Genomic DNA, 19,573 nt, shown 5'->3' on the forward strand with positions numbered 1-19,573 from the left:
GAGTGTCAACGGCGGTTGTTGTCTGTGGAATAGCGGTTCTTATTAATGCTGTGAGAGCCTTTTGGTGGACGAAGTTCGGTGATGAGCATTGCTGCGATCATTAGGATTCCACCAATGATTAAGCGTGCTGTTAGGCGTTCTCCACCGAAGGCGATGGCGAAGAAAGATGCGAATGCCGGTTCAGTGGTCATGATGATTGCTGCTGATGCGGCAGGGATGCGAGACTGTGCCCAGGTTTGGATCACGAGGGCGGCTAGTGCGGCAATGAGCGCCATGTAGAGCAGAGACATCCAGTTCGCTGGGGTTGTTGGAATGCTGTATCCGCCTGGGACTGCTGCGATACTGGCTAGAACTGCGATCGAGATGAGTTGGATCGTAGCGAGCGCAAGGGGGTCGTCGCGTTCAGCCCATTGTCCTAGTACGACTATGTGGAATGCATAAAGGAGAGCTCCGCCTAGCGTCAGTGTTTCTCCTGTCCCGTACGAGAGTCCGTTCAGGCTGAGGACCATGAGTCCACTGGTTGCAATGATGACGGCAATCCATGTTCTTGCTGGCTGACGATTGGAAAAGAGTAGGAAGCCAACGACTGGTGTGAGGACGACGTACATCCCTGTGATAAATCCCGAGATTGATGCGTCGGTTGTTGTCAGACCGATGGTTTGAAGGAATTGTGCTGCAAAGTAGATAAGTCCCGCTGTTAAACCACGTGCCCATGTGCGCCGCTTAACCTTGCTGATCCGCTGGCCAAAGAGTATGCATCCAGCTAAAGCTGCGATGGTGAATCTCACCGCAAGGAAGTCTAGAGGTTGTAGGTCTTCGAGCAGATTCTTGGTGAGAAAGAACGTGGATCCCCATACGGCGGTGACGGTTGTGAGCCCGAGTGCGGGAAGCAGAGAAGCCGTGTGGCTACGCGTCATCATCGCCGTGCGTTCCTTTTTACTTACAAAATACAGAAACCGGTTTCCGCTATTTTGGTAACCGGTTTCTGTATTTGTCAAGTCCCTCGTCAGCTGATTTTGCCGTGCTGGGTTGTAATGCGCGCCAGGTTGCCTGGGCTCAATGGAGACGGTGAGTAAGAAGCGGGAGACTAGTCTTTATCCTCATCAAATCTGGATGACTTATGTGTTGGATGTAGCTTGTTGTGATGGTGTTGAAGTCGAAGCGCGGAGAAGGAATATGGATACAAACCCCGCTATGTGCAGTAAGCACATAGCGGGGTGGATAGGAAGATGAAAAGCGGTCACTTGGTCTTATCGTCGCCGTCGAAGGCATCCTTGAGGCGATCAGCGAGGGCGCTCGCTGCACCCTTAACGTCATCAATGACATCCTTTGCTTTGCCTTCAAGGTTCTGCAGCTTGCCTTCGGCTTCGAGCTTCTCGTCGCCCGTCACCTTGCCTGCAGCTTCCTTTGTTTTGCCCGTGACCTTGTCGAGGAAACCGTTGTCGTTTGTCATTGCAACCTCCCGTTGCCGTGGAGCTCAGTCGTTGAACTCGAGAAGTGATCGTTATGTATCTTGCGTCTCAATCCTGGCAGGTAGTTGTGATGAACGCAACAGGAGGTTGGTGTAAAGAAGTGATAATCGCCGCAGCCATTATGAAAAAGTCAACTCGTATCTCGGTAAGAAATAAGGAGGTCGCCGCGAGTCCAAAACGATTCCAACCTAAGCGGAGCGGATGACGGGAATCGAACCCGCGTAATCAGTTTGGAAGACTGAGGCTCTACCATTGAGCTACATCCGCGTGTCCCTTTCGGGAACGATGAAGAGTGTAGCGGGAAACGCCCGGATTGCGAAATGGGACCCAGAACCGTCTATGATTCGAGCGTGCCCATGATGACGTCAAGGGTATCCGGGGTGTAGCGCAGCTTGGTAGCGCGCCTGCTTTGGGAGCAGGATGTCGCAGGTTCAAATCCTGTCACCCCGACGGTTTGGCCCGGAATGCTATTCGTATAGCATTCCGGGCTTTTGTTTGCATGAGCACGGTGTGATTCTGTGTATTGAATATGAGAATAGTTATCAACTAAAGTATCTGTACTCCTGTTTAGTGCAAAGCAGCCTTTCGCTACTTGGATGGGGTTGGCCCATTCAAATAGTGAGTAGGTGGCGCAATGGTACAGAAAGACACAATGAGACATTATTCGCTTCGCTCAGTGGTGATGGCGATGATCAGCGCGCTTGTGCTGATCTTGCTCGCCCCAATTGCACATGCTCAAGATATTCATCCAATCGACGGCAAATCTGCAGTCGCTTTGAAACTCTCTCTCGTTGACAGCCTTCCCCGTTTGACGCTTCAAGCTGGGGTAGGGGCTGGTCAGCAGTCTTATCCTGCTGAAAGCACACGGATCGATCTTCCTTCTTCGGCTTACACCAGTGATGATCTTGCTGCAGGGCTAGAGCGTGGATATGCGAGTTATATTCGATATGACGCTGAGAGCATCGACGGGGCTGCTGAGCCGTCGCTACGCTTCGAAGAAGTGCGGAAGCCTAACAATGAGGCTGTCGTTGCTGTATTTGGGCTGGATGACGAAGGGGAATCGCAGCAGATCCTTTCCAAGGATGGTCAGGCCTCGACTCTCGTTGAGCCGGGTTCTATCTTGAGGATGCCCTCCCAGAACTCCACTTCGGTTTGGTTCTTTTCCGACAGTGGTGACTACGAGGTTGATCTCGTCCCGACCACTGTCGATGGAGATGGTCACAAGATCACCATGAGGTTCCACGTTGAAAAGAATCCGGCTGAAGGAACTGACCCAGACGCGCAAGACGAGGACGAAGACGAACCTGAGTCTGAGAACTCTCCCAGTGAGACGGACGAGCCTTCTTCTGAGGAAGACTCTTCAGGGTTGTATGTCGCTCCCTCGGACGGAATCCGCCGTCTGAGCTGGGGCCATATTGATGCGTTCTATCTGTACAACAACCGCAGCGACATGAGGCTGCTTGTCAAGGACGACTCGGGAATGTCTGCTCTGCGCAAGCCCGAGGATGTCATCTTCGTCGTCACGGCTGAAAAGTACGCAACGGACCTCGACTTCGGTGAAACTATTCCGGAAACATCAGGCTACTCAACTGCAACGACCAAAGGTCAAGGATTCTCTCCAGGATGGACTCTGAGGAATGCAGGGGGAGCCAGCTACGCAACCACGAAGGTTGAGTTCACAGAGGTTTCAGGCCCTGGCAAAATCGTGTTGGGGACGCGCAACATTGACAATCAGTTCGTTTCTTATCTGGACGGCAAGCGGCCATACGTTGAAAGCGGCACTTCGGTAGAGATTAAGGGACACAAACATCCCACGTGGTTCTTCAGCCAATCCGGCACCTACACGATGAAAGCCAGGCTGGCCGGTATTGACTCAGATGGAACTGTAGGAAGATCACCAGAGGTCACTTATACGTGGGAAGTTGAACGAAATGACCTTGATCAACAGTCAGGGGAAACGGACCCACAGGTGCCATCGAATCCCAGCAAGCCAGGAGATACGCCTAAACCTGACAATGGCGGGGAGCTGGGAGTGCAACCTGACGCGCCGGAAAATAATCCGCAGACCCCAAAACCGGGCCAACCTTCAGACAAGATTGATCGACCGACCAAAGTGGTGCTTTCAGAGGGACACATTGACTTGTTCAATGTGACCCCTGTTGATGGAAAGATGGTTTTGTCCGTTAAGGAAGACACTCCCACTCGTCAGGCGACACATAAGCCTTCCGATGTCGTGATCAGGATTTCAGATAAGGCTCTGAAAAATCTTCCGGAAGCCTACGTTTCCGATCTTGCTGAGCGAGGATACTTTCTCGATAAGAATGGTGAAGATGGGTTGCCTTACCCTGGCTGGGATACAGGCGCAGTTAAGCAGCTGTTCTGTCCTAGGGCACCTCAATCATGCCCGCCCTTGGACATTGAATTCCTCGCGATATCAGGTCCGGGTAGTGCATTCATCTTTGATAGCGCGAATGGAAAGCCCACGCAGATCTTGCGCGACTCGGATAAGAAACTCACCTACAGGATCGTTCCAGGAACCTTTATCCACCAGGGTCAACCTGGGCATGAGCACGCTCATTGGCTTTTTACAGATCCAGGCGTCTACTCGTTGACCGTCAGAGTTCGCGAAGCGGACAAACTCTTGGCGCGAAGCGGGTTGACCTCGCCTGCAACTTCGAATACTGAGACCTTTACTTTCGTTGTCGGAGATGGAACCGCTCTACCTGACGGATTCGGGCCCAAGGCCATTGATCTGCTGCTTCCCAGTGACCCTGCGGATACGCCCGGCAACTCCGATAAACCAGGTACTGCGGATAAGCCCGGCAAATCGGAAACTCCAACGAAACAGCATTACGCAAAAGGCCACTTCGACATCTTCAATGTCATCGCTGACAACGGCAAAATTGTGTTGAACGCGAAGGAAGACACGACTGGCACGGCACGGACCCACCGGCCGGAGGACTTGATCCTCGAAGTTCCAGAAAACACCAAAGTCAATCTGCCTGAAGCTCTACGCTCACAGCTTTCTAATTCGGGATACTACTTACCTGAAAGTGGTAACTCCGGGAGCAAGATTCTGTGGCCAGGTTGGGACACGAATGGGGTGAGGCCGGACTTCGGTGCAGTTGACATCAAATTCCTTGACGTTACAGGACCGCAGAATGGCAAGGTCTACCTGTTCAAAGACGTTGTTTTCAGGGGAATCCGTCCGGTACTGGAATCGAAGTCCTATGAGGTGACCAGCAACGAGATCATTCGGCAGGCAACACCTGGGCATGTCCATGCCAGCTGGCTGTTTATGACGCCGGGCCAATACACGATGACCGTGCAAGCTGAAGCTTCTCCCATTGGTGGTGGTGCAAAGGTCGAATCCGAACCAGCTACCTACACGTGGATTGTTGGTGGAACGAATGTTCCTGAAGAACCGAAGACGGATGATTCTTCCACCCCCAAGCCGTCTCCTCAGCCCAATCCTCGTGATCACAATGGCCAAGCTAACGGTACTGACACCAAGGTCAACGCTGGTGTAGGCTCTGCGTCCACTACAACGACGACTACCTCAGGTGGAACCTCAGCCGCGGCTGCTCAATGTTTCCCGACTCGCACTGGTGGATCCGGTGAGGACACCTTGATCCCACGGGTCAAGGATGACCGCACATCGCCTGGCCAGTGGGTAGATCCGGCAGGACTTGCTTTTGCAGTCGGTGATGCGAGCAAGATCAAGACAAACCAATCGGTGGGATCCATCCCTTCAGGCACAATAGTCTGGATGATTTCTTCGACTCAGCAGGCGGGCATTCCGTGGCTCGGAGCCAATACGCAGTCTGAGAGCTTTAGACAGAAAGCTGCTGGTTCCATGACTATCTCCGTCACGTCCTTCTCGGGTCCCGGAATCATGGAAGTATTCACCTCTGGAAGCTTGGGGATGGCTGTTGGTGAGCATTGGTTCAGTGGCAACGGCTCTGCCGGTTCTGGTTCCATCTCGATTCGTCCGAACACGCATGTGCACCCGAATTGGGTTTTTACCCAGCCGGGAACCTATACGGTTGGAATTACCATGTCCGCCAAAGCGAAGGACGGTAAGGAACTGTCGGGTACGACGACGCTGACCTTCAATGTTGGTTCGGCCAGTGGTGTCACTGATGGACACTTCGATCTTGGTGCAGAGATCGGACCCACGGGTTCAAAGATCGAGTGGAAGACAAAGGACGGGAAGCCGTGTGTTCCTACGGCTGCCGATCTCGCCGCAGCAGGTATGGATTCGAGCTTGGCGAAGACAGGTGCTTCTGACATGTCACTGATTCTGACGGGTGCTTGTCTATTGACCCTCGTTGGTTTGGCGGTTTTGCGAGCCAAACGGATCATGTGATCTAGGGGACCTGAGATAGTGGGGTGTTGGGCAAGAATTGTCCAACACCCCACTTGTTGTGATCATCCGAATGGTGAGGAGAACTAGATGGCCTGCTAATGAGTGTCATACCGGTTTCCACAGGTGTTCTTGCGGCGGAGCCAGTATTCGCTGACAATTCTGGTCATGCATAGAGTCGTCTGCATTCTAGGAAACTGAGTGCGCCCGTGAGTTGGCCCTAGCATCAATGGTGGTGTAGCACGTGGCGGATCAGTTGGTTACTGCCAGAGTGGCATTTTCCTCTCAATGCATCTTGAGCTGAGGGATTTGACTCTCGACTAGATGATGCTGATGCTCCGGTCTGCCTAGGCTTGTTTTTAGCCTTGAAACCGAGGAGAGTCGGAGGTATCGCTAGAATTCTTAGATAAGAGTTGCGCGGAAGACCTGATGACCAACCTTAAATATGTGATCGGGGTAAGGTAATCCGGTGCCGAGCTATCGAACGATTCTGACCGTTGGGCTGATGAAATCTGGCTACGATCCTCGTGATGTCGAAGCTGAAGCGCGATCTGTAACCCGCCTCGATTCCTTCGATATCGGTATTGTCAGTGGCCACCCCCGTGTCATGGTGCGCTTTACAGCGGTTGACGACGGCGAGGCACAGAAGGTGCACCAAAGAGTGGTCAGGTCCGTAAGTGAAGTTGTTGAGGTCCTCCGCGTGGAATTGGCACGGATAGTACGCGGACGGGATCAAATTCTGGGATAGGCAAGAACGAGTAGGTCTCAATAGTCACAGTAGGCGACATTCTAATGGGGTGAACCAGTGTAATAATGGGGCGCTGTGATAATGTGCTGCACGATCCTTGTGTAGGCGAGGCGGTGCTGTACTGTGATCTGTTACAGGCTTGTTTTGTCACTATTTTCGCGGTATCTTACCTGGCAACCTTGACCGAAGGTGTGTTTGAATTCCCTCTCTCAACGGGGCACTCAAACCACTGTGTTAGATCTAGATCGAAGGAGCCAAGCTGGTGAGCAACTACTCGGGCTCGAATTTGACGGCGGCGGCGCATGCCAGTCGCTTCCCTCGAACATTCGCCTATCGCAGGTTGCTTACCGTTGTTATCGCTGCTGCATTGACATTCTTCGTTCTGCTCCCTCAGGCTCTGCTTCCTACAGCTGCTGAAGACATTAACGTTGGCGGGGTGCAGATCACAGTCGGTCCAGCCGATGGAGTTGAAGCTGAAATCCGAGATGGTAAGAAAGTCTTCAAAGCGGGGCAAAAGCTTGTAGCAGACATCAAAACGGAACGGACACAGATCCCTTTCGGGCAAACGATCAACGTTGAGTTTAGCGGCCCTGTCTCTCTCGTCGACGGACAGATTGATGTCAAGGATGCCTCAGTCTTCTTAGAGTCTGCGACAGTCAAAGATGGCGTTCTGTCTGTCACTTTTAAAACAAAGCAAGAGATCGACCGTGTCCCAGCCCAAATCGGCCAGGTTGACTTTGGCGTTGATATGGCTGTCAACGAATCCACGCAGCCTGGCTCCGATACGATCGAATGGAAGGTCAACGGCAAATCAGATTCGGTGGCGATCCTTGTCGAAGATCCTCAACCTCAGCCTCAACCCCAGCCGGATCCAAACCCGACTCCAGGACCGGACCCGCGCCCAACCCAGGACACCACGTCGAAATGGGGAGGGGGTTTCTGGGGATCAGAGGTCAGAATCGAAAATGAGCGAGTGATCCTTGATGACTCCTGGATCGGAAAAAAGACTGACTACGGCGTTACCCTAAGAACCGTCGAGGCCTTCTCGGGCAATGTCACGGATACGCTTACTGCTCCGCTCACTCACGTTCCCGGAAGCTTTCAAGCCACATTAACCACGTGGGATGACGAAGGGCGCCAAACGGACACGGTTCTATCCCTCGATGGAGTGGTGGTGTCGGGCCAGACCGCCACCATTCCCGTCACCATGCCTGCAAAATCTCAATTAGTGATCCGCTATCAGGCGCAGATCCCGGATAAGGCTGCACGTGACGCATTACAGAAGAGTCTTCAAGACCAATACGATCAAGTCAAAGGCTCTGGCGGCAATATTAAAGTCAACGTTAAGAACACGGTGGATGTGCCCGGGCATCCGTCTGCGACTACAGAGTCTTGGATCGGATATAAAGAGATCCCACCAGCGACATACGACGAGGGTGCATTTTCCAAGACCGCCAACCCTTATGAAACGAGGATCAAAACTCCTCCGGCACAAGCCGATGGAACACTCACTCCTGCCGTTGACGTTACCTACACGCTAACAGCTGACATTAAGAAACTGGTTGCACGCGCGACGCCTTCATATCCTCTACCTATCACCCAGAATGTGGTGATTGAAGACACTCTTGATGAACACGTTGAGTGGTTCTCGCAAGACCCTGAATTCCTCACAGCCTCAGGTATTACGCTCGCTCGCGTCAACGTTGCGAGCTGCACAGCTGCAACCATGCGTTCAGATGCATATGTTGGGCAATACTGTGTTGACGGACGCACCTTTATTGCCAATGTCGGTAAAGAGACAACCACGCAGGCGGTGCTCAACCTTAAAGCGCGGATCACCAACCTCAAAGGACTCACCCCGTGGGTTGACACCAACACGAACACGTCCCATTGGAGTGTTCCTAATATCGCGTATTACTACTACCAGGACAAGATCGTTCCTCGTGGTGCCAGCACTTCGATCGTTCATACCCCTGACTTCGAAGGCACAGATCAATCCTGGAGTTTTAAGAAGTCAGTCAGTGATGTTGTTCAGCCCTCATCAATCAACAAAACAGCTGGTTCGGTGACCTATAACTTCTTTGTTGCTTCCGATAAAGGCTATGCGGGAATGTCGATCATCGACAAACTCGACACAACCGTCTTCGACCTCTCCAACACGTCTGTAATCACGTCCTCGGTCACAGGAAAAAATGCCTATTGGGCTGACGACCCGGTACGCCTGACGGCGGCTTCAGGCACTCTCGATGTCACCGTTGATAACGCGGGAGTTCTTCGTATCGGCATGACATCAAAGACTGATAGCCAGTGGCCCAACGGCACACCAGGTGCTCTGAATATCTCTGTGACAGTTCCGACGAAGGTATTCAACCAAGGGATGGTCCAAGTGGTTGAAAACCACGCGAACCTTTACGGAGCCGACCAACAGCCAAAGCACTTCTCGGATGCGTCCCAAACGATTGACTCTTTCGGTTCCGTGGTGGACGAATCGAAAACCGTTCGAGACCGAAAGAACGGGAAATGGGTGTCTTCTACCCGTATTGAACTCAATGAAGACTCCACTCCGAAAGACCCGTACGCGGTCTATCGCATTGAGGTGTCAGCTCACAAGGGCTGGAATGCAACAATCGTGCCAATCCATGACCATCTGCCAGAGCAAGTCGAATTCGTCGGATTCGTGGCTGAAGCGAACGTCGACGATGAAGCCCCGCAGTCCACTCAAAGCGGCGACATGGGCGACTATCTGACTGCCGTTTATTCCAAAGAAACAAGGACAGTGACGATCTCATCGAAAGATGGGAAAAAATTGACAGCTCAAGCTGGCACAATCGGCGTCAACATCCTCGTCAAATATGCCGCCAAGCTCGTTGAAGGCGTTCCGATTATCAACTCAGTAGGCGGTACGACAACAACCATTACGCCGTCGAACGATTATCCCTTGACCGTGCGCAAGACCGACGCTGAGAACGTCAACAAGATCATCAACGATCCCAACGCTCGTTTTGTTGTCAAGGATGGTCGGGGCCAGGACGCGGCAATCGTTGCCGGAGAAACGACTCCCATTTTTGTCCAAGATGGTTATCTGCGCACAACTAAGGTGGTCAACGGAGTTGAATCGATCGTAAATGTCACGGTCAAGAAACCTGGCACGTACTACGTTTACGAAGTCACTCCGCCCCAAGGCTACGAGTTGGCCAAAGAGCCTATCGAAGTGACTGTGGACGATGATGGAGCCTCCAACGAAGCCGTTCTACCAAATACGCCGAAACCGGTTACAGGCACCATCATCTGGAGCAAAATCGACGCAAATTCCAAGAGATCTCTATCCGGATCTCAATGGAAACTCACTGGTCCGGGACTCCCAGGCGAAGGAGTCGTCATTTCTGACTGCGTCAGTGGCAACTGCCAAGGAATCGGGCCGCGCGATGAAAACCCCACGGCAGGCGCTTTTAGAGTCACTGGGTTGGACATCAGTGACGAGGTGTACACGCTAGTGGAAACTCAAGCTCCTGCCGGATATATCCGATCAGATAAGCAGTACCAGATCAGGTTGACGGCCGATAAGCCTGAGTATGTTTTCGATCAGGGAATCGAGAATCACATGATTCATGTGCCGACGCTGCCCCTGACCGGCGGAGTCGGAGCCGACGGGTTCATTTGGGCGGGAACATTGACTGGCGGCGTTGCGGTCGGTCTTGCACTCGTACGGCGGCGCAAGAACTAGAGTCTCGCTCAGCCGGCTGGCAGATTCACCGAGTCGTGCCTATTCACGACACGAGACACAGGAGAGATGATTTTGGCTCGAAGCCGACCACAACATGGGCCGTCCTCGTCGCGTCGAAAATGGAAGTTCTCTCCATTCTCACTGATACCGGCGATCATTGGAGTTGTCGGCATGTGCCTGCTGTCCTATCCAACAGTCGCCTCGTGGATCTCTCAGTACAACCAGTCAAAGATTGTTTCGGATTACCAAAACGAGGTCTCGACAGCTAATCCTGAAGCGGGTGTTCAGCTTCAGGAAGCTCATGCCTACAACGAAGCTTTGTCGGTGGGAGCCATACTGGCAGCTAACTCCCACGTTCCCGAAGGGGAAGGTACGTCGAGTGACCAGTCGTTGAATTACAACGCCATCCTCGACGCAAATGGCGGAGGTCTGATGGCCCGTTTAAAGATTCCGGTGATCGACCTCGACCTGCCTATTTACCACGGGACCTCTGATCAAACTCTTCTTGCTGGACTCGGTCACCTTGAAGGCACTTCACTGCCCGTCGGCGGTGCCGGCACCCGGTCAGTGATCACGGGACACAGGGGTCTGGCAAACGCCACAATGTTCACGAACCTCGACAAGGTCGACATCGGCGACACTTTCACCATTGAGGTCTTTGGTGAGGTTCTCACCTATCGAGTTATCGATACAACAGTTGTTGAACCTGAACAGACTGAATCCCTGCGCGCCGTCGAAGGGGAAGACCTGGCAACTCTCGTAACGTGTACACCGCTAGGCATTAACACCCACAGGATCCTTGTGACCGGCGAACGCATCACACCCACCCCGATTGCTGACATTGAGAAGGCAGGAAGCCGTCCCGAGATTCCGGGATTCCCGTGGTGGATTGTCTGGCTGATCGGCGGTTTCATCCTTGCTGGCGTTTACGTCTGGCGTTCTGGTTACCCCGCGGCACCGTCAAAACGGCGCAAACAGAAAAAAGACGACGTGCAAGCTCAGGCGCATAATTCCTAACGTCCGCGTGAGTGGGCTGAATTTGTCACGGCAATAGTTGCTCCCGCTTGAGCAACTTCGGCGGCTAAACCGAGTTCTTCGTGCAGCTTGTGCGCCAACGCTGTCGATGAGTCGTCCTCGCCGTGCACGCAGTAGACACTGCGTGGAGCGGGGGAGACGCCGCGCGCCCAGTCCAGTAGTTCCGAACAGTCAGCATGGACGGAGAACTCTTCGTCGCGCACGATCTTGGCGCGAACCGCCACCTGCGCCCCATGCATCTTCAACGATGTCGCTCCGTCGAGCAGTGACCGGCCTCGTGTCCCCACAGCCTGGTATCCCGTGAGGACGACGCAATTCTTTTCGTCGGGCAGCATGCGTTCCAGATGGTGCAGTACCCGCCCGCCGGTAGCCATACCGGACGCGGAAATGATGATCGAGGGTTGTCTGAGCGAATTGAGGGCCTTGGATTCGTCGACGGAGCGAACTTGGCGAAGGTCGAGATGAGTCAGTCTGAGTCCGTCAGCGCTTTCGGCTAGTTCGTCAGCCTGGGACCGGGCCCTGTAAATCTCCAACGAGGCTAGGGCCATAGGGGAGTCCACGAACACGGGAACTTGCGGAATACGCCCTCGCTTAACCATTTCGTCTAGGGCCAGTAGTACGACCTCTGTCCGGTCCACGGCGAACGCAGGTACCAGAACCGATCCGCCCGCATCCACTGCGTCTCGAATCGCCTGAGCGAAAGGCTTATGTTCGGGTCCCTCTGGCTCGGGATGTTCGCGGTCGCCATATGTTGATTCGATGAGGAGGATGTCTGCGCCCTCGGGCACCTCTCGTTCGCGCAACACTGGATGCACGCCGCGGCCCAGATCGCCAGAAAAGAGGATCGTCCCATCGGGGGTGATCAGTCGAATTGAGCCTGAACCCAGGATGTGACCAGCGCGGCTCCATGTTGCGCTGATTCCATCGCCCAGATCCAGGGTCCGGTGGAAATCGATTGACCGGAACAGGGGCAGGGTCTTTTCGACGTCGCCAATGCGGTACAGCGGTTGAGCTGTTGCGTGGCGGGAAAAGCCGTGCGCGTTGGCGAAGTCGGCATCACGCTCTTGCAGGTAGGCGGAGTCTCGCAGCACGATTTCGGTCAGTGCCAGGGTTGCGTCGGTGCCCCAGATGGATCCGGTGAAGCCTTTCTTCACTAGGCGTGGTAGGTATCCCGTGTGGTCCATGTGGGCGTGGGTCAGCAAGATGTCGGTGATGGACGAGGGCGGGACGGGGAAGTCTGCCCAGTTCATGAGGCGCAGTTTCTTGATTCCTTGGAACATGCCGGCGTCGATGAGGATTCGCCTATCGCCGTCCGCTCGTTCCACGGTGATGAGGTGCTTTGAGCCGGTGACGGTTCCGGCTCCTCCTAGAAAAGTCAGCGTCGTGGCCATGACTTAAGCGTGCCCTAGATCACTTTGGTGTGAGGGAGTTTACGCGGAGAGTCTTGGCTATGGGGATGCGGATTTTTCGCAATGAGTGGAATCGCCCGCATTTGATGTCCTTGGGGTGAACGGACGGCGACAGCACTCGGCCACTGGCGTAGACTGTCGGAGTTGTCATGCGCCCAACGCGGCGCCCATATTCATGAAGACGTTTTGGAGTGCACGCACGTGAAGAGCACCGTTGAGACCCTCGAACCCACCAAGGTTCGCCTGACCATTGAGGTTCCCGCCGAGGAACTGAAGTCCGAAATGGACAAGGCGTACAAGAATATTGCCGGTCAGGTTCAGATCCCCGGCTTCCGCAAGGGCCACGTCCCGCCCCGCATTATCGACCAGCGTTTTGGCCGCGCCGCCGTCATCGAACAGGTCGTCAACGAGGTGCTCCCGAACCACTACTCCGACGCGGTTGGCGAAAATGAACTGCGCCCGATGGCTCAGCCTGAGATCGAGGTCACCGAGATCCCCGCGACCACCGGTGAGTTCTCTGGCCAACTGGTGTTCACTGCTGAGGTTCCGGTTGTCCCGGACTTCGAGGTTCCCGAGTTTGATGAGAAGACCGTCATCACCGTCGACTCTACCGAGGTGTCCGACGAGGACGTCGCCAAGGAACTTGACGAGTTGCGTGGCCGTTTCGCCACCCTCAAGACCATTACCCGTAAGGCCAAGACCGGTGACTTCGCCACCATCGATATGGTGGCCACCATTGACGGCGAAGAGATCGACTCAGTCTCTGACGTGTCCTACGAAATCGGTTCGGGCAACATGCTCGACGGCCAGGACAAGGCCCTTCGTGGAACCAAGGCCGGCGAAGAGGTGACCTTCACTTCCAAGCTCAAGGGCGGCGAACATGAGGGCGAAGAAGCCGACGTTGTCATCAACATCAAGTCCGTGAAGGCTCGCGAACTGCCCAAGGCTGACGACGACTTCGCTCAGATGGTGTCCGAGTTCGACACCATGGATGAACTCATGGAAGACCTGCGCACCCAGGCTGCCTCCACCAAGACCTCCCAGCAGGCCCTGCAGGCCCGCGACAACCTGGTGACCGAATTGCTGTCCAAGGTTGAGATTCTCCTGCCCGAATCGGTCGTCGACCACGAGGTCGGACACCGTGTCGGTGAGGATGCTAAGCCGAAGGAAAAGAAGGAAGCGCGCGAAGAGGTCGAGAAGAACCTGCGCACCGAGCTTCTGTCCGAGGCAATCGCTAAGAAGCTGGATGTCCAGGTCTCTCAGCAGGAACTGATCGACTACGCGATCCAGATGTCGCAGAACTTCGGTATCGACATCAACCAGCTCTTCTCTTCCTCTCAGCAGATGGCTAACGTCGTGGCCGACCTCGGTCGCGCTAAGGCCCTCATCGAGGCCCTGCGTCTAGTGACCGTCAAGGACACCGACGGCAACGATGTCGACCTGTCGGCCTTCCTGGGCGATGCTCCGGCCGACGAAGCTGAGGAAACTGGCGAGGCTGAAGAAGACGCCACCGAAGAGTGATGTCAGTAGCCCGCTGAGGTCTTTTCAAACTCAGAATCGTGGGTCGGCACCCTTGAGGTGTCGACCCACGATGTTTTATAGACACGCCTTGTATATCTCCAGGTGCGCCCACAGCGAAAAGACCCCCTGTCGGGCGGCTTGGGGCGATGCGACCCGGTAGGTTTTGAACCAATGGGGTTCGGTAAGCGAACCCGGATCATGAGGAGGAGCACGTGAGCGACGTGCAGATCACCGCAGTGGCCGGTGCAGACAACCACATGGGGCTGGGAGATTCCGTCTACCAGCGCCTACTTAAAGAACGCATCATCTGGCTGGGCGGTGAAGTCCGTGACGAGAACGCTAACGCCATCTGCGCCCAGATGCTTCTACTGGCGGCCGAGGACCCCGATAAAGACATTTACCTGTACATCAACAGCCCCGGTGGTTCCGTGACTGCTGGTATGGCCATCTACGACACCATGCAGTACATCAAGCCTGATGTTGCAACCGTCGGTATGGGTTTGGCTGCCTCCATGGGACAGTTCCTTTTGACGGCTGGAGCTCCCGGAAAGCGTTACATCACGCCCCACACGCGCGTACTGCTCCACCAGCCCCTGGGCGGTGCGGGTGGTTCGGCAACGGAGATCCGTATCAACGCCGACCTCATCCTCAAGATGAAGAAGGAATTGGCTGAAATCACCGCTGAACGCACTGGTAAGTCTGTTGAACAGGTTGAAGCTGACGCTGACCGCGATCACTGGTTCAGTGCCCGTGAAGCTCTCGAATATGGTTTCGTCGACCATGTCGTGGAAACCCCCCAGGAGATCGGCCACCGCCAGGAAGGTGAAAACTGATGAGCACCCAGCCCTATTTTGAGGCCGTCGCCCGCCAGATGCCGCAGGCCCGCTACGTTCTGCCCAACTTCGAGGAACGAACCGCTTACGGTTTTAAGCGTCAAGATCCGTACGCCAAGCTCTTCGAGGACAGGATTGTCTTCCTCGGTGTGCAGGTCGATGATGCTTCCGCTGATGATGTCATGGCGCAGCTCCTGGTCCTGGAGTCTCAGGATCCCGATTCGCTCATCACCATGTACATCAATAGCCCTGGCGGTTCCTTCACCGCACTGACGGCTATCTACGACACCATGCAGTACATCAAGCCCCAGGTGCAGACGGTCTGCTTGGGCCAGGCGGCCTCGGCTGCTGCTGTGCTGCTTGCTGCTGGCTCTCCTGGAAAGCGCCTGGCTCTTCCCAATGCCCGCGTGTTGATCCATCAGCCGGCTATGGAAGGCATGCACGGTCAGGCTTCTGATATTCAGATTGTCGCCGATGAGATTGACCGCATGCGTGCGTGGCTTGAAGACACTTTGGCGCACCATTCGGGTACTCCCGTTGAGCAGATTCGCCGCGACATTGAGCGCGACAAGATCTTGACGGCTGCCCAGGCTAAGGAATATGGCCTGATCGACCAGGTGCTCGAGTCCCGTAAAGGCTGATACTTCGATCCTCAAGCAAAGTGCGGGTCCTACTCCAACGAAGTAGGACCCGCACCGCGTTAGGGAAGTTACTGCGTGCCGAATAGCGTTGCGCCACCACCTGGAATAGGGTTATTCATAGTAATTGTGCCTAAAAATGGGTGCTGACCAGATGAACACGGAGGCCGGTTGTGGCTCGATTGACCGACGGAGCTGAACTGCTCAAATGCTCTTTCTGCGGCAAGAGCCAAAAGCAGGTCCGCAAGCTCATCGGCGGATCCGGTGTCTACATTTGCGACGAATGCATCGAACTGTGCAACGAAATCATCGAAGAAGAACTTGGTGAAAAGGTCGAGGAAACCTCGTCAACACCGCTACCCAAGCCCCGTGAAATCAACGAATTCCTCGATTCCTGGGTGATTGGGCAAGACCGAGCCAAACGCGCCCTGGCCGTCGCTGTTTACAACCACTACAAGCGTGTTCGCTCGCGCGAAGCGGGCAACGAAGAAGACATGCTGGGCACCAAGTCGAACATCTTGCTGCTGGGACCTACGGGAACTGGCAAAACTCACTTGGCTCGCTCACTGGCACGCCTCCTGCACGTGCCTTTCGCGATCGTCGACGCAACGGCTCTGACCGAAGCCGGATACGTGGGCGAGGACGTGGAAAACATCCTTCTGCGCCTCATCCAAGAGGCCGACAATGACATTAAGAAGGCTGAGCGCGGCATCATCTACGTTGATGAGATCGACAAGATTGGCCGCAAGGGAGAAAACGCGTCCATCACACGAGACGTGTCCGGCGAGGGCGTCCAGCAGGCACTCCTAAAGATTATTGAAGGAACCGTAGCGTCGGTGCCCCCGCAGGGAGGACGCAAGCACCCCCACCAACAATTCCTTGAGATTGACACCTCCGGCATCCTCTTCATCGCAGCAGGTGCTTTCGCTGGCATTGAAGACATTGTCAAAGCTCGCCTTGGTCAACGTTCAACAGGTTTTGGGTCTGAACTCAAGTCGGCCACAGAGATGGGTGATCTCTACGAGTCAGTCACGGCTGAGGACCTGCATAAGTTCGGTATGATCCCCGAATTCATTGGCCGCCTACCGATCTTGACTTCCACTAAGGAACTGACTGAAGAAGACCTGGTTCGCGTCCTGACTGAACCTCAAAACTCTCTGGTTCACCAGTACCAGCATCTTTTCGAACTCGATGACATTGAGCTAGAGTTCACCCACGACGCTCTGCTGGCTGTAGCGGCTTTGGCCAACGAACGCAAAACCGGTGCACGTGGCCTGTCGTCGATTATGGAATCGACCCTGTCGGAGTTGATGTTCGAACTGCCGAGCCGAGATGACGTGGCTCGCGTGGTCATTACCCGCGAGTATGTGGAGGGCGTGGGCCAGGCCGAACTCTACCCGGAGCGTTCCCAGGGAATCCGCACCGCCTGATCGGAGAATCAGATGGATCAAAACCACGAAGCTTGGGCGGGCAGCGCTGACGCAGGAGTGACCGGTGTTCCCAGCGAATTAGCCGAGGCGCGTATGACGATCGACAATATCGACGCCGCCCTCGTACACATCCTCGCCGAACGTTTCCGCTGCACTCAACGCGTGGGACACATCAAAGCTCAGCATGATCTGCCTCCAGCAGACCCAGCCCGAGAATCACGCCAGATTGAACGCCTGCGCGCGCTGGCAGAACAATCAGGCCTCGACCCGGACTTTGCCGAGAAGTTCCTCAACTTCATGGTCACCGAGGTCATCCGGCACCACGAGGACATTAAGGCCGAATATCACGCGGCCCAATCTGTTGATTCACACGTTGCCCTCTGAGCCGCGTGCAAGCCGCTCATTGAGAGGATCCCGAGCCGCCATACAAGTCATCAATGACGGTGGAGAAACGTTCTAAAGCAACATTCCTCTTGACCTTCATCGACGGGGTGAGCAAGCCGTTGGCCTCGGTAAAATCGGTGGTCAATACCTTGATCTTGCGGATTGATTCAGCGCGAGAGACATGCTCGTTCGCATGAGCTACGGCTTTCTCCAAAGACGCAAGAACCTCGATATTTGAAGCGGCCTCCGCCACAGACATAGCAGGTAGACCGCGTGCATGTAGCCACGTTGGCAGCATCTCGCCATCCAAAGTGATGAGCGCACCAATGAAGGGCCTCTGGTCACCCACAACTAGGGCTTGAGAAATGAGCGGATGGGACCGTAGAGAGTTCTCCAACGCTGCCGGAGACACATTCTTCCCACCAGCAGTCACAATGATCTCTTTGGCGCGGCCCGTGATCCTCACGTAGCCGTCACGATCCAACGACCCCAGATCCCCAGTTCGGAACCACCCGTCCTCGGTGAAAGACGCCGCGGTCGCTTCAGGATTATTGTTGTATCCCTGGAAGACGGATGGGCCTTTGAGGAGGATCTCGCCCTCGTCCGAAATACGCACAGACATTGGAGGAAGCGGCGGGCCAATGGTGCCAATCTTGGACAAACGCGGCGTATTGACCGAAACGGGGCCAACAGTTTCCGTCAGCCCGTAGCCTTCAAGGACCGGAATCCCTAGGCCGCGGTAGAAGTGGGCAAGGCGCATGGATAGGGGAGCACCGCCGGAAATAATGTAGTCGGCATTGCCGCCCACAAGCTTGAGGATCGTCTGATACACCAGCTTGTCGGCCAAGGCGTGCTGAGCTTTCAGAGACTGCGAAGGACCCTCAGCAGTGTCTAGCGCTTTCGAATAGTCAATGGCAACTTGCGCGGCCCACCGGAATATCTTCTTCTTGGCTCCACGGGATGCCTTCGCGTCAGCGGAGTTGTAGATCTTTTCCAACACTCGCGGCACCACCAGCAGGTAGCTGGGCCGGAAGGATGCCAGGTCTGGAAGGAGGTTCTTAATATCGGGAACGTGGCCAATGACGCCCTCGCCAGTCATCTGGAAGACCTCAAGGAAACGCGCAAACACGTGTGCTAGCGGTAGGAAGAGCAGGAGGCGAGAGTCCTTACCCATAGCGATCTCTGGCATCCAGGCGTGGGCATTGAGACACAGGTCAGTGAAGTTTGAGTGACTGAGGATGGTGCCTTTGGGGGTGCCGGTAGTGCCAGAGGTGTAAACGATAGTGGCAATGGAATCGGTGGTGAGCGAATCCGTGCGAGCATCGAGGTCTGCTGGGCGCACACCAGCCGAGTGATCTGAGATCGTTTCCAAGCCGTCAGAATCCAATGAGAGGACCTCAACCTGCATGCCGGTGCGTTCTGCTGCAGCGCGCACCAACTCAGCCATCGTGATGGTCTCGGTGACGACAACCTTTGCTTCAGAGTCGGTAAGCACGTGACTGACCTGCTCCAAAGAGCTGGTTTCGTAGATGGGAACAGGGACGAGGGCGGCCTGCCAGCAGGCGAAATCCAAGAGAGTCCACTCATAGCGGGTTCGCGACATAATCGCCACGCGATCGCCCGCGTCTAAGCCCATTCCGATAAAGCCGGATGCAAGTTTGAGAACCTCGGAGTAGAAGTCACGGGCCGACACGGGAATCCACTGGTCAGACATGGCGCGCTTGCGCATGATCAGCGGCCGGCGTGCAGAACGCTGCACCCGCTGCTTGAGTAGGTGCGGGATCGTCGTATGCTCGTCGACGCGTACGAGGACGGGCGCATGCCATTCAAGAGCCTGAGTATCAGCGGACTTAGGTGAAGCTTCGGTAGCCTCATCCTGATGATCCTCAAGTGCCGGGTCGTTCTCGTGGCTCATGATGCGTCCCTACGTGTGAAGTGACTTGACCTGTTCACCATAGAACAAAAGGGTGGTGACGGGTTCGCGGCCGACACGAACGCTGTTCACTCCGATCG

13 protein-coding genes and 2 tRNA genes are annotated in these 19,573 nt (G+C 55.0%); 10 read left to right on the forward strand and 5 right to left on the reverse strand.

Annotation, left to right across the window (positions count from 1 at the left end; translation table 11 throughout):
* Positions 1-5 precede the first annotated feature (5 nt).
* From G439_RS0105790 to G439_RS0105800, 3 genes are all read right to left on the reverse strand, one after another.
* Entirely contained in the window at positions 6-920 is a 915-nt protein-coding gene (locus G439_RS0105790; protein ID WP_022868242.1) for a DMT family transporter, read from the reverse strand.
* Positions 921-1,240: 320 nt separating this feature from the next.
* Positions 1,241-1,453, reverse strand: coding sequence for a CsbD family protein (locus G439_RS0105795; RefSeq protein WP_022868243.1), 213 nt, complete (start codon positions 1,451-1,453; stop codon positions 1,241-1,243).
* Positions 1,454-1,668: 215 nt separating this feature from the next.
* Positions 1,669-1,739, reverse strand: a tRNA-Gly gene (locus G439_RS0105800).
* A 109-nt stretch (positions 1,740-1,848) separates the two neighbouring features.
* On the opposite strand from G439_RS0105800, the gene G439_RS0105805 reads away from it, so the two are divergent.
* The 5 genes from G439_RS0105805 (at position 1,849) to G439_RS11330 (ending at position 11,327) form a co-directional block, all read left to right on the forward strand.
* Positions 1,849-1,922, forward strand: a tRNA-Pro gene (locus G439_RS0105805).
* Between the two features lie 238 nt (positions 1,923-2,160).
* The gene (locus G439_RS0105810) at positions 2,161-5,841 is read left to right on the forward strand and encodes a TIGR03773 family transporter-associated surface protein (protein WP_165544525.1); all 3,681 of its coding nucleotides are present in this window, start codon (positions 2,161-2,163) and stop codon (positions 5,839-5,841) included.
* Positions 5,842-6,307: 466 nt separating this feature from the next.
* A complete protein-coding gene (locus G439_RS0105815; RefSeq protein WP_022868245.1) occupies positions 6,308-6,586 on the forward strand; it encodes a hypothetical protein in 279 nt (92 codons plus the stop codon).
* A gap of 262 nt (positions 6,587-6,848) precedes the next feature.
* Positions 6,849-10,310 (forward strand): MSCRAMM family protein, encoded by a 3,462-nt coding sequence (locus tag G439_RS0105820; protein WP_022868246.1) that lies wholly within the window; start codon positions 6,849-6,851, stop codon positions 10,308-10,310.
* Between the two features lie 66 nt (positions 10,311-10,376).
* Positions 10,377-11,327, forward strand: coding sequence for a class C sortase (locus tag G439_RS11330; RefSeq protein ID WP_022868247.1), 951 nt, complete (start codon positions 10,377-10,379; stop codon positions 11,325-11,327).
* Here G439_RS11330 and G439_RS0105830 read toward each other — a convergent pair.
* Positions 11,324-12,736, reverse strand: coding sequence for an MBL fold metallo-hydrolase RNA specificity domain-containing protein (locus G439_RS0105830; protein WP_022868248.1), 1,413 nt, complete (start codon positions 12,734-12,736; stop codon positions 11,324-11,326). The two genes, G439_RS11330 and G439_RS0105830, sit on opposite strands and share 4 nt — an antisense overlap.
* Before the next feature lie 219 nt (positions 12,737-12,955).
* On the opposite strand from G439_RS0105830, the gene tig reads away from it, so the two are divergent.
* The 5 genes from tig to G439_RS11335 all read left to right on the forward strand — a co-directional run bounded on the left by tig (position 12,956) and on the right by G439_RS11335 (position 17,560).
* Complete coding sequence (gene tig, locus G439_RS0105835) at positions 12,956-14,275, forward strand: trigger factor (RefSeq protein WP_022868249.1); 1,320 nt, start codon at positions 12,956-12,958, stop codon at positions 14,273-14,275.
* A 257-nt stretch (positions 14,276-14,532) separates the two neighbouring features.
* On the forward strand, positions 14,533-15,108 hold the full coding sequence (locus tag G439_RS0105840; RefSeq protein ID WP_051125733.1) for an ATP-dependent Clp protease proteolytic subunit: 576 nt from the start codon (positions 14,533-14,535) through the stop codon (positions 15,106-15,108).
* The gene (locus G439_RS0105845; protein ID WP_022868251.1) at positions 15,108-15,749 is read left to right on the forward strand and encodes an ATP-dependent Clp protease proteolytic subunit; all 642 of its coding nucleotides are present in this window, start codon (positions 15,108-15,110) and stop codon (positions 15,747-15,749) included. The genes G439_RS0105840 and G439_RS0105845 overlap by 1 nt, the downstream gene beginning before the upstream one ends.
* 170 nt (positions 15,750-15,919) lie before the next feature.
* Positions 15,920-17,176 carry an ATP-dependent Clp protease ATP-binding subunit ClpX gene (clpX, locus tag G439_RS0105850; RefSeq protein ID WP_022868252.1) on the forward strand — a complete coding sequence of 419 codons (1,257 nt, stop codon included), beginning with the start codon at positions 15,920-15,922 and terminating at the stop codon, positions 17,174-17,176.
* Positions 17,177-17,188: 12 nt separating this feature from the next.
* Entirely contained in the window at positions 17,189-17,560 is a 372-nt protein-coding gene (locus tag G439_RS11335; protein ID WP_022868253.1) for a chorismate mutase, read from the forward strand.
* A 16-nt stretch (positions 17,561-17,576) separates the two neighbouring features.
* Here the strand turns inward: G439_RS11335 and G439_RS0105860 are convergent, their stop codons facing one another.
* Positions 17,577-19,475, reverse strand: a complete 1,899-nt coding sequence (locus tag G439_RS0105860) for an AMP-dependent synthetase/ligase (protein ID WP_022868254.1) — start codon at positions 19,473-19,475, stop codon at positions 17,577-17,579.
* Positions 19,476-19,573 lie beyond the last annotated feature (98 nt).

It is taken from the genome of Schaalia vaccimaxillae DSM 15804, assembly GCF_000420425.1.
GTDB lineage: Bacteria > Actinomycetota > Actinomycetes > Actinomycetales > Actinomycetaceae > Pauljensenia > Pauljensenia vaccimaxillae.

What these genes read in the sequence shown, in the direction of transcription:
- G439_RS0105790 (WP_022868242.1), bottom strand. Translation starts at nt 920, where the DNA reads ATGATGACGCGTAGCCACACGGCTTCTCTGCTTCCCGCACTCGGGCTC.
- G439_RS0105795 (WP_022868243.1), bottom strand. Translation starts at nt 1,453, where the DNA reads ATGACAAACGACAACGGTTTCCTCGACAAGGTCACGGGCAAAACAAAG.
- G439_RS0105810 (WP_165544525.1), top strand. Translation starts at nt 2,161, where the DNA reads ATGATCAGCGCGCTTGTGCTGATCTTGCTCGCCCCAATTGCACATGCT.
- G439_RS11330 (WP_022868247.1), top strand. Translation starts at nt 10,377, where the DNA reads ATGATTTTGGCTCGAAGCCGACCACAACATGGGCCGTCCTCGTCGCGT.
- G439_RS0105830 (WP_022868248.1), bottom strand. Translation starts at nt 12,736, where the DNA reads ATGGCCACGACGCTGACTTTTCTAGGAGGAGCCGGAACCGTCACCGGC.
- G439_RS0105840 (WP_051125733.1), top strand. Translation starts at nt 14,533, where the DNA reads ATGGGGCTGGGAGATTCCGTCTACCAGCGCCTACTTAAAGAACGCATC.
- G439_RS0105845 (WP_022868251.1), top strand. Translation starts at nt 15,108, where the DNA reads ATGAGCACCCAGCCCTATTTTGAGGCCGTCGCCCGCCAGATGCCGCAG.
- G439_RS11335 (WP_022868253.1), top strand. Translation starts at nt 17,189, where the DNA reads ATGGATCAAAACCACGAAGCTTGGGCGGGCAGCGCTGACGCAGGAGTG.
- G439_RS0105860 (WP_022868254.1), bottom strand. Translation starts at nt 19,475, where the DNA reads ATGAGCCACGAGAACGACCCGGCACTTGAGGATCATCAGGATGAGGCT.